This window comes from Streptomyces prunicolor NBRC 13075 (assembly GCF_000367365.1).
Classification (GTDB): domain Bacteria; phylum Actinomycetota; class Actinomycetes; order Streptomycetales; family Streptomycetaceae; genus Streptomyces; species Streptomyces prunicolor.
Map to the genome: position 1 here is coordinate 39,382 of NZ_BARF01000099.1, position 14,533 is coordinate 53,914.

Here is a 14,533-nt window from a genome sequence, read left to right on the forward strand (position 1 = left end):
GTGGGGTGGGGTCGGGGTCGTGGCGGTACGGCGAGCCCGCCGCTGGTCGGGCCCCTCTGGTGTTGTCACAGTTGGACGGGTTGGTGCCGGGTACGTGGCGGGCTGCGCCGTACCGCCACGACCCGCTCCCGTTGTTCGGCGGCTGCGGGCCTGTGGGGGTGTGCCTTTTATGCAGGGGCGCTCGCACGAACACGGGCGCACTTAAGGGCAACGACAGGTGTAGCCCCGGTCAACCTAGGTAGGCTCGGCAAGCATGGAGCATGAGGTGCACGTTCCGGTTCCCGCCGAGCGGCTGCGGGCCGCGCTGGGCGACCCCGTCCGGGTCGCGCACGCCCTTCCCGGCTTTCAGCAGGACGCCGGTACCGAACCCGTCGCCGGGCGCCTGAAGGTGCGTATCGGCAGTCACTCCATCACCTATCGGGGGGCCGTTCGCGTCTCCGCGCAGGACGACGGTACGTATGCCGTCGAGGGGGACGCGACCGAGGCCCGCGGCACCGGTTCCGTGAAACTCGCCCTCAGCCTGCGCGTTCGCGAGGCCGACGGTGGCTGCACCCTCGTCTTCGACGGTACGGCGACGGCTGACGGTCGGATCACCGAACTGGCGCCGGTCGCGGTGCGGTCGGCGGTGACAAGGCTCCTGGATCGGTTCGCGGAGAGTCTGGGGGCGGACGTGGACGAGCCTGAACAGCCCCGACCCACGGATCCCGCCCCGGAGTTCGAGACTGAGCCCTCGCCCCTCGATCCACTGCCGGCCGATGACATCGACGACACCGTGGACGATATCGACGACACCGTCGCCGACATCGGTGGCCTGGACGAACCCCACGTCTCCGAGACCTTCGCCGACGCCCCGGAGCTTCCCGCCGAAGCCGCTCACGCCCGCCGCACGATGATCGGGCGCAGCGCGGAGGAGGTCGATCACGCGCCGCCGCGCGGGCGGTACGCCCCCGTTCCCGCCCCGCAGACCGTGTCGGCTAACGCCACCCTCCGTTGGGCGGCACCCGCGGCAGCGCTGGTCCTCGCCTCGGCGATCGTGGTCAACAGGGTCCTGCGCAAACGCCGTTGAGTTGAAGGGTCGGCGCCCTTCGCTTTTGATCAGCCCAGTAGGGTCGTGCCGTGAGTAACGAAGAGATCACGCTGACCGCGGGCGACGCGGAAGTGACGGTGCAGCCGGGCAACGGCGGCCGTATCGGAGGGCTCCGCGTCGGCGGCACCGAACTGCTGCGCCAGGGCGAGCGGTTCGGGTGCTTCCCGATGGTCCCCTGGTGCGGGCGGACCCGCGACGGCCGCTTCCTGGACGGCGGGACCGTCCGCCAGATGCCGCTCAACTCCCCGCCGCACGCCATCCACGGCACCGTCCGCGACGGCGCCTGGCGCACCGCCCGCAGGTCGGCCGACGAGGCGGTCATCACGTACGACCTGGTCGAGCCCTGGCCCCACCCGGGCCGCGTCACCCAGGTCGTCGCGCTGACCGGGGACGCCCTGACGCTCACCATGGCGGTGGAGGCGTACGACGACTCGTTCCCGGCGCAGATCGGCTGGCACCCGTGGTTCCACCGGAACCTCGGCGGCGAGGACGTGACCGTCGACTTCAGTCCCGCCTGGCAGGAGGAGCGCGGCGAGGACCACCTCCCCACCGGCAAGCGCATCGACCGTGAACCCGGCCCCTGGGACGACTGTTTCGGCATGCCCGGTGGTGTCGACGTCACGCTGACCTGGCCGGGGCAGCTGGAGTTGAGGGTGACGAGCCCGGAGGAGTGGGTCGTCGTCTACGACGAGCAGGAGGCCGCTGTGTGCGTGGAACCGCAGACCGGGCCGCCGAACGGGCTGAACACCCTGCCCCGCCTGGTCACGCCGATCGAGCCGCTCGAAGCCACGATGACCTGGAGTTGGACGCGCCTCTAAGCTGGGCGGCATGACGGACGTACGCGGCGTGGTGCTGCAGCAGATCAAGGACAAGGCCGTGGTGCACGGCAAGGTGACCCTGTCGTCGGGGCTGGAGGCCGATTACTACATCGACCTCCGCCGCGTCACCCTCGACGGGGAAGCCGCTCCGCTCGTCGGGCAGGTGCTGCTGGATCTGACCGCGGACCTGGACTTCGACGCGGTCGGCGGGCTGACCATGGGCGCCGACCCCGTCGCCACGTCGATGGTGCACGCCGCCGCCGCGCGCGGGCGCAAGCTGGACGGCTTCGTCGTGCGCAAGGCCGCGAAGGCCCACGGCATGCAGCGCCAGGTGGAGGGTCCGGAGATCGCGGGCCGCCGGGTGCTGGTCGTCGAGGACACCTCCACCACCGGTGACTCCCCGCTCACCGCCGTCGAGGCCGTGCGCAGGGCCGGTGCGGAGGTCGTCGGCGTCGCGACCATCGTGGACCGGGCGACCGGTGCCGCCGAGAAGATCGAGGCGGGTGCGGGAGTGCCGTATCTCTTCGCCTACTCCAAGGACGAGCTGGGCCTGGACTGACCGCGTCCGCCTGAGTTATCCACAGGGCGAGACAGCGGGGTCCTGGCATTCGGCCGCGTCTGGAAAGATGGGGCCGACGATGACGTCGCACCCAAGGTCTAGGTCAGGGCCGTAGTACGCAGATCGCGAAGATCGCCAACCCGCAGATACCAAGGAGCGGACCATGCCCATCGCAACCCCCGAGGTCTACAACGAGATGCTCGACCGGGCGAAGGCAGGCAAGTTCGCCTACCCGGCCATCAATGTGACCTCGACCCAGACCCTGCACGCTGCGCTGCGCGGCTTCGCGGAGGCCGAGAGCGACGGCATCGTCCAGATCTCCACGGGTGGCGCCGAGTTCCTGGGCGGCCAGTACGCCAAGGAGATGGTCACGGGCTCCGTGGCCCTGGCCGAGTTCGCGCACATCGTCGCCGAGAAGTACCCGGTCACGGTCGCGCTGCACACCGACCACTGCCCCAAGGACAAGCTCGACGGGTACGTACGCCCGCTGATCGCCGTCTCCGAGGAGCGCGTGAAGGCCGGCGGCAACCCGCTGTTCCAGTCCCACATGTGGGACGGCTCGGCGGAGACCCTCGCCGACAACCTCGCCATCGCGCAGGAGCTGCTGGCCCGCGCGGCCGCCGCGAAGATCATCCTTGAGGTGGAGATCACTCCGACCGGCGGCGAGGAGGACGGTGTCTCGCACGAGATCAACGACTCCCTCTACACCACGGTCGAGGACGCGATCCGTACGGTCGAGGCGCTCGGCCTCGGCGAGAAGGGCCGCTATCTGCTGGCCGCGTCGTTCGGCAACGTGCACGGTGTGTACAAGCCGGGCAACGTCGTGCTCCGCCCCGAGCTGCTCAAGGAGCTGAACGAGGGCGTGGCCGCGAAGTACGGCCAGCCGGCCGGCAGCAAGCCGTTCAACTTCGTCTTCCACGGCGGTTCCGGCTCCACGCCGGAGGAGATCGCCACCGCGCTGGAGAACGGCGTGGTGAAGATGAACCTCGACACCGACACCCAGTACGCGTTCACGCGCCCGGTCGCGGACCACATGCTGAAGAACTACGACGGTGTCCTGAAGGTCGACGGCGAGGTCGGCTCCAAGAAGACCTACGACCCGCGCACCTGGGGCAAGCTCGCCGAGGCGTCGATGGCGGCGCGCGTCACCGAGGCGTGCTCCCACCTGCGCTCCACGGGCACGAAGATCAAGTAACCCTCTCGAAGATCGAGCAGGCGTCTCTTCGAGGCGTTCACGAGGGTTTATGGCGCCCCTTTTCGCGAGCCCGGTGCTACGGCACCGGGCTCGTTGTATACCTGGGGCATGTCCTCCGACGTCCGGCTTGCCTCGCCCCAGGGCAAGTGGATCCTGCTGACCACGGTCCTCGGCTCCAGCATGGCCATGGTGGACTCCACCGTCGTCAACGTCGCCCTGCCGCGCATCGGCCGCGACTTCGGCGCCGACCTGGCCGCCCTCCAGTGGACGGCCAACGCGTACATGCTCACGCTGGCCGGTCTGATCCTCCTCGGCGGTTCGCTCGGTGACCGCTACGGCCGCCGCAAGGTCTTCGTCCTGGGCGTGATCTGGTTCGCGGCGGCCTCGCTGCTGTGCGGGCTCGCGCCCAACGTGGGTGTCCTGGTCGCCGCGCGTGCGCTCCAGGGCATTGGCGGCGCGCTCCTCACTCCCGGCTCCCTCGCCCTCATCCAGGCCTCCTTCCACCCCGACGACCGGGCCAGGGCGGTCGGCCTGTGGTCCGGCTTCGGCGGTATCGGCGCGGCGATCGGGCCGTTCCTGGGCGGCTGGCTGGTGGACGGCCCCGGCTGGCGCTGGGTGTTCCTGATCAACGTCCCGCTGGCGCTGGCGTGCGTCCCGATCGCCGTACGACACGTCCCCGAGTCGGCGGACGGCCGTAAACACGGAAGCTTCGACGTACTGGGCGCGGCGCTTGGCGCGGTGGCGCTCGCCCTGGTGACGTACGCGCTGATCGAGGCGCGGAACGGTTCGCTGGTGGTCGCGCTGACCGCCGTCGCCGGCGTGGCCGCGGGGATCGCCTTCGTCTACGTCGAGAAGCGCCGCCCCGACCCGATGATGCCGCCGGGCATCTTCGCGTCGCGCCAGTTCACGGCGGTCAACCTCGTCACGCTCTGCGTCTACGCGGCCTTCGGCGGCTTCTTCTTCCTCACCGCGCTCCAACTCCAGGTAGTGGCGGGCTATTCGGCACTCCAGGCGGGCACGGCGCTGCTCCCCACAACCGCCCTCATGCTCCTGTTCTCGGCCCGCTCGGGCGAACTGGCCCAGCGGATCGGCCCCCGCATCCCCCTCACGGTCGGCCCCCTGTTGTGCGCGGCGGCCATGCTGCTGATGCTGCGCGTCGGCCAGGACGCCTCGTACCTGGCCGATGTCCTGCCCGCCCTGTTGGTGATGGGCACCGGCATGGTCACCCTGGTCGCGCCGCTCACGGCCACGGTCCTCGCCTCCGTCGACACCGCCCGTGCGGGCCTGGCCAGCGGCATCAACAACGCGGCGGCCCGCGCGGCCGGCCTCATCGCGGTCGCCGCGCTGCCGTTGCTGGCGGGCATGGGGCCGGAGGCGTACCGGTCGGCGGGTGCCTTCGACCACGCCTTCGACCGGGCGATGCTGTGGTGCGCGGGGGTTCTGGTGGTGGGGTCGGTGGTGGCTTTCGCGACCGTACGCCGCCCGGCTCCGGACTGCCGTCGGCCGGAGTGCCTTACGCACGGGTGGGTTACGGCTCCGCCGTTGGAGCCGCGGGTGGGGAAGGGGCGGTTGGAGGCGGAGTAGGGGAGTAGGGGTCGATGCCGGGCGGCGATGAGAGGTCCGGCGGCGACGGTGAGCGGGCGGGGCTAGGCCTCCGTGGCGATGTATGGGTGGCAGGGGCAGGTACACCGCGCGACCAGGATGATGCCGCCGCCGTGGGGCAGCGGGATGTCGTCGGTCTGGCGGCAGTCCTGGTGCAGGTCTTGATAACCGGCCTGGGCGGCGAGGGCGCATTCGGCGGAGCGAGTGGAGAGGTCGTCGGTCGCCGACGTGCTCATACGAAGGTTCCGCCGCTGCTCGCCGCGTTGAGTGCCCGAGTGCGCTCACACATGGCTGTGCGCCGTTCTGCTTCCGTGGCCGGACGGACGTGAACCGGGGAGGCGTCCCACTCGCGTCCGCCGGTCACTGGGCGCAGCTGGGTGTACGGGCCTTCGTGCCCCGTGACGTAACCGAGTCTGCTGGTCTCGGCGTCGAAGACCAGAGCGCCTTCCTGCTGTTTCCCCGCCATCATTCACGGCCCCCTCGCCGAACCGCCTCCGCCAGTCGCTCGGCCACGTCGGCGCGGACTCTCCCCATCTCGACGAGGTTCAGGCCGGGGTGCCCGAAGTCGACGCCGAGGGACGGGAGGACGATCCCGGCCTCGGCGAGTGCTTGCCGGAGGGATTCCACTGCCGTATGCGGGTCGACGTCCCGCCGTTCCGTCGTAGCCATGAACAGGACGGTAGGAGTGGGGAGTTGCGCGGCACGAGGGGAGTTGCTCGAAGTTTCTTGACGATGTGGTGAAGTTGCGCGATGTTAGCCGCGCGGGCCGACCGAACCCGGTACACAGGCAGTTGCCCTCCGTGATGCTTGATGGATCAGTTCTCCCGAGTCCTCCCGAGGAAAGGATCTGGTCATGACGCGACGCCTGCGCTTCAACGGCACCGGTAGCGGCGGAGGTTCCTGCCCCGCGATCCATGAAGACCTGGACACGGGCGAGATCATCGTGCACGGTCCCCGGCTCACCGACCCGGACGCCATCGCCCAGCTCCAGCACTTGGACGAGGACGAGATCCCCGTCGTGGTGCCGCGAAACACGATCATCGACTTCGGCCCGAAGAACCGGGACACCGAGCCGCGCATGCTCGACCCGGAGGCGTTCGCGCGGCTCTTCGAGAACTTCCGGCACAGCGCCTGGCATCTGGAGATGCGCAAGGGCTACGCCGTGGACCGGGCCACCGACACCTACGCCCAGTTCGTCCGGGGCGAGGTGCCGGCATGGGACATGGACTCGCCCTGGGCACGCACCATCAGTGCCAAGACGCGCGACGGCGCATACGTCGGCCGCGTCCGTATCGTCGACAACCCGCCGACAGAAGGGCAGTTGTACCTTCTCGCGCATGCCGAACACAACGCGGCGCTGGGTGAGGAGGTGCGGAACATGTGGCGTGAGGACGCCGAGCGCGTGCACCTGCCCGACGAGGATTTCTGGATCTTCGACTCGCATATCGTCGCCCTGTGCCTCTGGGACGACGAGGACAATCTCACGGGTGCCGAACTGATCACGGAGCCCGCACGCGTCAACCAGTACAACCGGCTGCGTGACGTTGCTATGCACTACGCCGTCCCGTACGAGGGGTTCAAGGCCTTGGCCGACGCCAGGGGGTAGAGGTGAGGCAGGTGCCTATCGGTGAGCACGGACTATCAGCAGGCCCGCGAGGCGCTCGGAGTGCGGCTCCGGGAGCTTCGCCTGACGGCTCCTGACGGCCGGCTCACCGGTACGCAGCTCGCGGAACGGCTCGGCCCGGGATGGACCAAGGTCAAGGTCAGCAAGCTGGAGAACGGCAGGCAGACCGCCACGGCCGACGACTTGAGGGCATGGGCGAACGGGACCGGTCACCCCGAGGCCGTCGACGAACTGCTCGCCAAACTCCGGGGGTTCGAGTCACACATCCGCTCGTGGCGCCGTCAGTTGGCCGCGGGGCACAAGACCGTCCAGGACGCCGCCACCGCGGAGCACGAGCGCACGCGGGTCCTCACCATCTGGGAGAGCTGCCTGATCCCCGGCCTCCTGCAAACCGCGGACTACGCCCGCCACGTCTTCGCCCGGCACGCCGATCTCCTACGGTCACCACGCGACACTGAGGACGCCGTCCGCGCCCGGATCCAACGTCAGGAAAGGCTGTACCAGCGTGGCCGCACCCACCGGATCATGATGTGGGAGGGCGCACTCCGCTCCCTGGTCTGCCCGCCGTCCGTCCTGGCGGCGCAACTCCACCATCTCGCCGCCGCGATCGGCCTGGACACCGTCGAACTCGGCATCATCCCGTTCAGCGCCCCCCTGAAGATCTGGCCCGGCAACAGCTTCTGGGTCTACGACGAACGCCTCGTCATCGTCGAGGACTGGCACGCGGAGTTGTGGATCGACGACGCGGACAGTGTCGCTACTTACCTGCGGGTCTGGGCGACTTTGGCGGAGTCGGCGCTATACGGCAACGACGCGCACAACGTGATCAACGCGGCGCAGCGGGCGTTGAGCCCCTAGTCGCAGTCGGCATGACCGCCGAGAGCGCCCGCGCGGAAGGCGGCCCACTCGGCAGCGGTGAAGCGCAGGAAGCCTCGACAGGGGTCCTTGGAGTCGCGAACTGCCCTGTCACCGCCCGGGAGTTGGGCGACCTCGACGCAGTTTCCCTCCCCGCCGCTGGCGGATGCCTTCCGCCATATCGCCGTGGTCAGGTCGAAGCTGCGCAGGTCCGGATTGGGGATGTCACTCATGTGGCGCTGCTTCTCCTCGATGGGGGCGATCAGTGCCAACTCGCCGGTCACAGTTCGCCGGTGATGACACCCTTCCGGAAGGCGGTCCACTCCGAGGCGGTGAAGCGCAGGTCAGCTCGGTCGGGAGCCTTGGAGTCGCGAACTGCCTTTGCTCCGGCCGGGAGTTGGGCTATCTCGACGCAGTCGTGCTCCGCGCCGCTGGCGGATGCCTTCCGCCATATCGCCTCGGTGAGGTCGTACGCGTACAGCTCAGCCTTGAGGTGATTCACTTCCGGTGGCTCTCTTCCAGCTCGGCGATTCTCGCGAGCGAGTCCTCCACCGGAAGGGCCGTTGCACGGATGCGTTCAAAGGCCTTGGTGAAGGGGGTCGCATCGTCGCCCTCAACGTACGTCGCGCCGCCGAGGTTCTCCAAGAGCACTACGGAAGGCATGGGCGGTGGAAAACCGGTGAGGGTGAAGCCGCCGACCACCCCGGGATGCGGGGTGGAGTCCAAGGGCATCACCTGCACGGTGACGTTGGGCATGTCCGAGGCGTCGAGCAGCCGACGGAGTTGCTCGCGCATGGTCGAGGACCGTGCGGAGAAGCGCTGGCGCAGTGCCGCCTCGTGGATGATGGCCCACATCTCAGGGGCCGTGCCGGGGCGGGACAGGACGGCTTGCCTGGCCATCCTCACCTCGGCCAGAGCGGCCACCTCGTCCGGGGTGCGCGAGGTCGTCACGCCTGTGATCGTCTCCCGGGCGTAGGCGGCCGTCTGCAGCAAACCCGGGACGACGAGTGGTGACCAGGCGCAGATGGTGTCGGCGTCCGTCTCCAGGGAGATGTAGTCGGCATAGGCCGGCGAAACCACCCCGCTGTACGTCTGCCACCAGCCCCTCTTTCCGGCGTCCCGCGCCAAGTCCTCCAGTGCGTCCCTCACTTGGGGGTCTGCCACGCCGTAGACACTGAGCAGCGCACCCACGTCGGCCGGCCGGATCGCTTGAGTGGCGCTCTCGATCTTCGACAGCTTCGGGCCCCTCCAGCCCATGGCCGTGGCCGCGACGTCGAGCGTCATTCCGGCCTCGTTGCGGAGGCCGCGCAGGCTCGCGCCCAGGCGGCGGCGTCGAACAGTCGGTACCAGTGGCGAGTTGGGCATGTGCGGAGTGTCGCAAGTCCGGGGTGTGGATCGCACACCGTCGCGAGCAATTCACTCACACGAGTGGAAAGTTTTCTACCTTAGGGAGAAAACTTTCCGAACGGTGCAAGCTGTGAGCAGTTCCCGATGACCGCAAGGAGGCACTCCCATGCAGCCCGCGTCGATCCCTACGCTCACCCCGCACCCCACCCCCGGCTACTACCTCCGCCCCCGCCCCCAAGGCTTCGCCGCCCACATCAACGCCTCACCCCAAAACCTGGGCGCCGTAAGGGCGTTGACCCGCGACGAACTCCTCGGTCACGGCATCTCGGGCGACGCCGTCGACTCCGCGCAGCTCGTGCTGTCCGAGCTGGTCGGGAACTCGGTGCGGGCCTGCGGGCCACACGTGCCCCTTGTGGTCGAGGTGTACGTGACGTCGTACGGCATCGCGGTGAACGTGCACGATCCGGATCCCGGTGTGTTGCCGACGCGGCGGGCGACGGCGCTCGACAGCGCGGAGGCGGAGAGCGGGCGGGGGCTCGGGCTGGTCGGTCTGCTGGCGCCGGGATGGCAGGTGCGGAGGTCGGCGATCGGGAAGCAGGTGCGGTGCCGGGTGCCTGCCGAACCGGAGTGGGGCTGACGCAGGAAGCCGGGGGCGTACGCAGAGTTCGGAAGCGCACCGCCTCGCATCGGCGGCATTGACACTGGACCTCTTGCCCTCGTCACTCACGGTGATCCAGGAGCCCATCTCCTTGTCCAAGAGAGCCGAAGAGAGCCGAAGCGAGCCGACGTGGACGGGATGCCAGGCAATCGCCACCCCTGGGGGAGACTGGAACCCATGACGATTCACGAGAACCTCCTCGGGGGACCGCCCCCGACCCACCTCCCCGAAGACCCCGGGCCGCGCGACCTCCTCGCGAGTGGTGCGACGCCCGCCGATGTCGCCGCGAAGTACCCGACCTCCTCGCTGGCCTGGGCGCTGTTGGCCGACGACGCGTTCGAGCGGGGGAGTGTCGTGGAGTCGTACGCCTATGCGCGTACGGGTTACCACCGCGGGCTGGACTCCCTGCGGCGCAACGGATGGAAGGGGCACGGACCGGTGCCCTGGGAGCACGAGCCGAACCGTGGGTTCCTGCGGGCCCTGCACGGCCTCGCGCGGGCCGCGCAGGCGATCGGGGAGCAGGAGGAGTACGCGCGGTGCAGCCAGTTCCTGAAGGACTCCTCGCCCACGGCGGCCCAGACGCTGGGCTAGTCCCGTAGTCCCGTAGTCCCGTAGTCCCGTAGTACGTGGGTATTGATGCAGGTCCGCCTGGTGTGACCAGGCGGACCTTGCGGTCTCGGGGGACGATTGGGGAGGATGCCCGGTGGGGACCGGGGCCACCGTGTCGATAACGGCAGGGGCGGACCGCTACCCGGAGTACGCATCAGGAGACAGCGATGTCCCAACCGGCTCAGGAAACTCAGGAGCCCGAGGCCCCGCATCTCGACTTCCAGGGGACGACCCCCTACGAGGACTACGTCCAGGCCGACGTCCTCACCCACCTCCAGCACACCCGCTCCGACGACCCCGGCGAGATGGTCTTCCTCGTCACCACCCAGGTCATGGAGCTGTGGTTCACCGTCATCGTCCACGAGTGGGAGACCGCCGCACGGGCCCTGCGCGAGGACCGGGTGCCGGTCGCGATCGACGCGCTGAAGCGCTCCGTACGGGAACTCGACGCGCTCAACGCCTCCTGGCGGCCCCTCGGCCAGCTCACGCCGGCCCAGTTCAACTCCTACCGTGCCGCCCTCGGCGAGGGCTCCGGCTTCCAGTCCGCGATGTACCGCCGGATGGAGTTCCTGCTCGGCGAGAAGTCCGCGTCCATGCTCGTCCCGCACCGCGGAGCGCCGCGCGTGCACGCCGAGTTGGAGAAGGCCCTGCACGAACCGAGCCTCTACGACGAGGTGTTGAGGCTCCTCGACCGGCGCGGGCACGCCGTTCCCGAGGCCGTACTGACGCGTGACGTGACGCTGCGGTACGAGCCGTCGGAGGCCGTCGAGGAGGTGTGGACCGCCCTCTACTCCGGTGACGCCGGCGACGAACTCGCCCGGCTCGGCGAGGCGTTGACCGATGTCGCCGAACTGGTCTGGCGATGGCGCAACGACCATCTCGTCGCCACCCGGCGCGCGATGGGCGCCAAGACCGGGACCGGTGGCTCCGCGGGCGTGGCCTGGCTGGAGAAGCGGGCCCAGAAGAACGTGTTCCCCGAGCTGTGGACGGCGCGGTCCCATGTCTGAACTTGCCGCAGAAGCAGAGAAGTTGGACGCCATCGATGAACTGGCGCGCGTGCGTTCGCAGTTCGTCCTCGATGGCGTGGTCTATCTGGACGGGAACTCGCTCGGCGCGCTGCCGGTCGGTGTTCCGGGGCGGGTCGAGGACGTCGTACGGCGTCAGTGGGGCGAGTTGCGGATCCGGTCCTGGGACGAGAGCGGGTGGTGGACCGCGCCCGAGCGGATCGGTGATCGGATCGCTCCGCTGGTCGGGGCGGCGGCCGGGCAGATCGTCGTCGGCGACTCCACAAGTGTCAATGTCTTCAAGGCACTTGTGGCTGCTGTGCGGATGGCGGGCGAGGGTCGGGACGAGATCGTCGTCGACGCGACCACCTTTCCCACGGACGGGTACATCGCCGAGTCGGCGGCCCGGATGACCGGGTGCACGCTGCGGCCGGTGGCTCCGGCCGAGGTGCCGGGCGCGCTCGGCGAGCGTACGGCGGCGGTGCTCCTCAACCACGTCGACTACCGCACCGGGCGGCTGCACGACCTGCCCGCGCTCACGGCCGCGGTGCACGCGGCGGGTGCCGTGGTCGTCTGGGACCTGTGCCACAGTGCGGGCGCGCTGCCGGTCGGGCTCGACGAACACGGGGTCGACCTCGCGGTCGGCTGCACCTACAAGTACCTGAACGGCGGCCCGGGTTCACCCGCGTATCTGTATGTGCGGCGGGAGTTGCAGGGGCGCTTCGACTCGCCGCTCCCCGGCTGGAACTCGCACGTCGAACCCTTCGGTATGCGCTCCGAGTACGAACCCGCCGCCGGTGCCCTGCGCGGGCGCGTGGGCACGCCGGACATCCTGTCCATGCTCGCCCTGGAAGCCGCCCTCGATGTGTGGGACGGCGACGGGGAGGGAGAGGGCGTCTCGATCGGGGCGGTGCGTGCCAAGTCCCTTGCTCTGACGGACTTTTTCCTGGAGTGCGTGGGGGCGTACGTCCCGTCCGGGCACGTGGAGTCGGTGACTCCGGCGGCCCATGCGGAGCGCGGCAGTCAGGTCGCGCTGCGGTGCGAGGGCGCCGGGGACGTGATGAAGCGGCTGATCGAGCGGGGCGTGGTCGGCGACTTCCGGCATCCCGATGTACTGCGGTTCGGATTCACGCCGTTGTACGTCGGGTTCGGGGACGTGGAGCGGGCGGCCCGGGTGCTGGGCGCTTCGCTGGAAGAGCAGTGATGAAACCACCGGCCGGTGGGGGCTGGTCGCGCAGTTCCCCGCGCCCCTTCGGGGCGCTGTCGACCTAGCCCATCAGCCGCTGACCGTGCACATACACCCCTGCCACGGCGGCGGCCCGCGCGGCGAGCGCGGCCCGCTCCGCGGCAGGGGCGTCCGGGGCTGTGCCGGTGGTCAGCAACTCGTAGTAGAGGGGCGCCGATACGGCCCGTACGACCTGAGAGGGATCGGTCCCGGCAGGCAACTCCCCTCGTGCTACGGCCTGTTCGACACAGGGTGCCCACTCGGTGACCTGCACGTCGTAGAAGTGGCGCAGGGCCTCGGCCGTACGGGCGTCGCAGGTCGCGGCGGCGATGACGGCGCGGAACAGGGCGCCCCGGCGGGGATCGGCGAGCGTGCGCTGCACCAGCAGGGCGCCCGCCCGCAGGTCGCCGAGCAGTGAACCCGTCTCCTCGCGCGGCAGCGACTGTTCGGCCATGTCGACGAGGAGGTCCGCGACCAGCGCGGGCACCGAACCCCAGCGCCGGTACACCGTGGTCTTGCCGACCTCCGCCCGGCGGGCGACGTCCGAGAGGTCGAGCCGGTCGACACCGCGCTCGGCCAGCACGTCACCCGCGGCCCGTAGTACGGCCGTACGCACGCGTGCCGTGCGGCCACCGGGGCGCAGGGTGCCGGGTTCGGGTTCGGGTTCGGGTTCGGAGTCGGGGGACATGATGGGCTCCTGAGGGTGCTGATGCGGTGCCGTGACGGGCACGGCGTCAGCGTAACGAAACAGCAGAACCGTTTAACCCTCACCCAACGTGATATCCGCGTGTCCGCGCACGTCACCGGCCTGGTAGCGTCCCGCCAACGGCCGCAATCTTCCCCAGGTCCGCCACATCCGAACCGTCCAAATCCTCCCCCAGTGCCGAAAGCCTGGGAGGTGCCCCCATCGTCGCTGAGAGGTTGGAGCATGCCGGACGACGCAGCCGCACGTGCCGTCGCAGAAGAGGAGTCGGCCTTCTCGCACCCCGCCGTCGACCCCGACAGCACCGCCGCGTACGGCGACCACCCCGACCAGGTGATCGACTTCTACGCCCCGCGCGGCGAACGCCTGCCGGGCGAGGCTCCACCCCTGGTCGTAGTACTGCACGGGGGCGCGTGGCGCGCCCCGTACGACCGCAGACACATCACCCCGTTCGCGGACTTCCTGGCGCGACGGGGGTTCGCGGTGGCCAACGTCGAGTACCGGCGGGGGCCTGCGAGTCCTGCGGCGGGCACCTCAATTCCGGCGCAGGGCAGCGCGATCGGCTCCGCGACTGGCTCTGCGGAGGGCGCTGCCGGGGGCCCGGTCGCGGGGCGCTGGCCGGACACCTTCGACGACGTCGCCGCCGCGCTGGACGCGCTCCCCGCGCTGGTACGGGAGGCGCTGCCGCAGGCCGATCCGCGTCGCACGGTGATCACCGGGCACTCGGCGGGCGGTCACCTCGCGCTGTGGGCGGCGGCCCGGCACGTCCTCCCGAAGGACGCCCCCTGGCGCACCGACGCCCCCGCCGCGCTGCGCGGCGTGATCGCCCTCGCCCCGATCGCCGACTTCACGGTCGCCGAGGAGCTGGCGGTGTGTGACGGAGCGGCCGCCCAACTCCTGGGCGGAGAAGCCAAGTTCGCCGAGCGCCTGCCGTACGCGGACCCCACGCTCCTGCTCCCCACCGGCATCGCCACCACCCTCGTCCAGGGCCGCGCCGACCTCGTCGTCCCGCAGGCGGTCGCCGAGTCCTACGCGGACGCGGCGGCGAAGTCCGGCGAGGTCGTCGGCCTCACGCTGCTGGAGGACGTCGGTCACTTCCCGCTGATCGACCCGGCGGCGGACGCGTGCGCGGTGGTGGCAGAGGAGATCGCCCAGCTGGCGTGGTGAGCGGCCGGGGGAGTGGTGGGTGGCTGCCGGTTGTCGCTCGGCGGTCCCGGTTGTCGGTCGGCCGTCCCGGTCATACCCGT

General features: G+C 70.0%; 18 protein-coding genes. 12 read left to right on the top strand and 6 right to left on the bottom strand.

Going from position 1 to position 14,533, the window contains the following annotated elements; genetic code table 11:
• The first annotated feature begins 253 nt into the window (after nt 1–253).
• The 5 genes from SPR02S_RS41940 to SPR02S_RS41960 all read left to right on the top strand — a co-directional run bounded on the left by SPR02S_RS41940 (nt 254) and on the right by SPR02S_RS41960 (nt 5,243).
• Nucleotides 254–1,066 carry an SRPBCC domain-containing protein gene (locus tag SPR02S_RS41940; RefSeq protein WP_078623157.1) on the top strand — a complete coding sequence of 271 codons (813 nt, stop codon included), beginning with the start codon at nt 254–256 and terminating at the stop codon, nt 1,064–1,066.
• Nucleotides 1,067–1,116: 50 nt separating this feature from the next.
• The gene (locus tag SPR02S_RS41945) at nt 1,117–1,905 is read left to right on the top strand and encodes an aldose epimerase family protein (RefSeq protein ID WP_019063027.1); all 789 of its coding nucleotides are present in this window, start codon (nt 1,117–1,119) and stop codon (nt 1,903–1,905) included.
• A gap of 10 nt (nt 1,906–1,915) precedes the next feature.
• Nucleotides 1,916–2,464: an orotate phosphoribosyltransferase gene (gene pyrE, locus SPR02S_RS41950; RefSeq protein WP_019063028.1), complete on the top strand. Its 549-nt coding sequence runs from the start codon at nt 1,916–1,918 to the stop codon at nt 2,462–2,464.
• Between the two features lie 163 nt (nt 2,465–2,627).
• Complete coding sequence (gene fbaA / locus SPR02S_RS41955; protein WP_019063029.1) at nt 2,628–3,659, top strand: class II fructose-bisphosphate aldolase; 1,032 nt, start codon at nt 2,628–2,630, stop codon at nt 3,657–3,659.
• 108 nt (nt 3,660–3,767) lie between these two features.
• Complete coding sequence (locus SPR02S_RS41960) at nt 3,768–5,243, top strand: MFS transporter (protein WP_019063030.1); 1,476 nt, start codon at nt 3,768–3,770, stop codon at nt 5,241–5,243.
• Between the two features lie 62 nt (nt 5,244–5,305).
• Here the strand turns inward: SPR02S_RS41960 and SPR02S_RS41965 are convergent, their stop codons facing one another.
• Nucleotides 5,306–5,497: a hypothetical protein gene (locus SPR02S_RS41965; RefSeq protein WP_019063031.1), complete on the bottom strand. Its 192-nt coding sequence runs from the start codon at nt 5,495–5,497 to the stop codon at nt 5,306–5,308.
• A 229-nt stretch (nt 5,498–5,726) separates the two neighbouring features.
• Nucleotides 5,727–5,930, bottom strand: a complete 204-nt coding sequence (locus tag SPR02S_RS41975; RefSeq protein ID WP_026151355.1) for a hypothetical protein — start codon at nt 5,928–5,930, stop codon at nt 5,727–5,729.
• 184 nt (nt 5,931–6,114) lie between these two features.
• On the opposite strand from SPR02S_RS41975, the gene SPR02S_RS41980 reads away from it, so the two are divergent.
• Both SPR02S_RS41980 and SPR02S_RS41985 read left to right on the top strand, forming a co-directional pair.
• Entirely contained in the window at nt 6,115–6,867 is a 753-nt protein-coding gene (locus SPR02S_RS41980) for a DUF6879 family protein (protein ID WP_019063034.1), read from the top strand.
• A gap of 21 nt (nt 6,868–6,888) precedes the next feature.
• Entirely contained in the window at nt 6,889–7,743 is an 855-nt protein-coding gene (locus SPR02S_RS41985) for a helix-turn-helix domain-containing protein (RefSeq protein ID WP_019063035.1), read from the top strand.
• Here the strand turns inward: SPR02S_RS41985 and SPR02S_RS41990 are convergent.
• Genes SPR02S_RS41990 through SPR02S_RS42000 form a run of 3 tightly spaced genes read right to left on the bottom strand, consistent with a single transcriptional unit; the run spans nt 7,740 to nt 9,105 of the window.
• Nucleotides 7,740–8,024, bottom strand: a complete 285-nt coding sequence (locus SPR02S_RS41990; protein ID WP_019063036.1) for a DUF397 domain-containing protein — start codon at nt 8,022–8,024, stop codon at nt 7,740–7,742. The two genes, SPR02S_RS41985 and SPR02S_RS41990, sit on opposite strands and share 4 nt — an antisense overlap.
• On the bottom strand, nt 8,021–8,242 hold the full coding sequence (locus tag SPR02S_RS41995) for a DUF397 domain-containing protein (protein WP_019063037.1): 222 nt from the start codon (nt 8,240–8,242) through the stop codon (nt 8,021–8,023). The genes SPR02S_RS41990 and SPR02S_RS41995 overlap by 4 nt, the downstream gene beginning before the upstream one ends.
• Complete coding sequence (locus SPR02S_RS42000; protein ID WP_026151357.1) at nt 8,239–9,105, bottom strand: helix-turn-helix domain-containing protein; 867 nt, start codon at nt 9,103–9,105, stop codon at nt 8,239–8,241. Before SPR02S_RS42000 ends, SPR02S_RS41995 begins: the two co-directional genes overlap by 4 nt.
• Nucleotides 9,106–9,253: 148 nt before the next feature.
• On the opposite strand from SPR02S_RS42000, the gene SPR02S_RS42005 reads away from it, so the two are divergent.
• From SPR02S_RS42005 to kynU, 4 genes are all read left to right on the top strand, one after another.
• Nucleotides 9,254–9,724, top strand: coding sequence for an ATP-binding protein (locus SPR02S_RS42005; RefSeq protein WP_019063039.1), 471 nt, complete (start codon nt 9,254–9,256; stop codon nt 9,722–9,724).
• 198 nt (nt 9,725–9,922) lie between these two features.
• Entirely contained in the window at nt 9,923–10,336 is a 414-nt protein-coding gene (locus SPR02S_RS42010) for a DUF3151 domain-containing protein (protein WP_019063040.1), read from the top strand.
• Nucleotides 10,337–10,521: 185 nt separating this feature from the next.
• Nucleotides 10,522–11,361, top strand: coding sequence for a tryptophan 2,3-dioxygenase family protein (locus SPR02S_RS42015; protein ID WP_019063041.1), 840 nt, complete (start codon nt 10,522–10,524; stop codon nt 11,359–11,361).
• Nucleotides 11,354–12,562 carry a kynureninase gene (kynU, locus tag SPR02S_RS42020; RefSeq protein WP_026151358.1) on the top strand — a complete coding sequence of 403 codons (1,209 nt, stop codon included), beginning with the start codon at nt 11,354–11,356 and terminating at the stop codon, nt 12,560–12,562. The genes SPR02S_RS42015 and kynU overlap by 8 nt, the downstream gene beginning before the upstream one ends.
• Nucleotides 12,563–12,626: 64 nt before the next feature.
• Here kynU and SPR02S_RS42025 read toward each other — a convergent pair whose 3' ends face one another.
• On the bottom strand, nt 12,627–13,271 hold the full coding sequence (locus tag SPR02S_RS42025; RefSeq protein ID WP_019063043.1) for a TetR/AcrR family transcriptional regulator: 645 nt from the start codon (nt 13,269–13,271) through the stop codon (nt 12,627–12,629).
• 240 nt (nt 13,272–13,511) lie between these two features.
• Here SPR02S_RS42025 and SPR02S_RS42030 point away from each other — a divergent pair, with 240 nt between their 5' ends.
• Nucleotides 13,512–14,453, top strand: a complete 942-nt coding sequence (locus tag SPR02S_RS42030) for an alpha/beta hydrolase family protein (protein ID WP_019063044.1) — start codon at nt 13,512–13,514, stop codon at nt 14,451–14,453.
• Nucleotides 14,454–14,533: the final 80 nt, after the last annotated feature.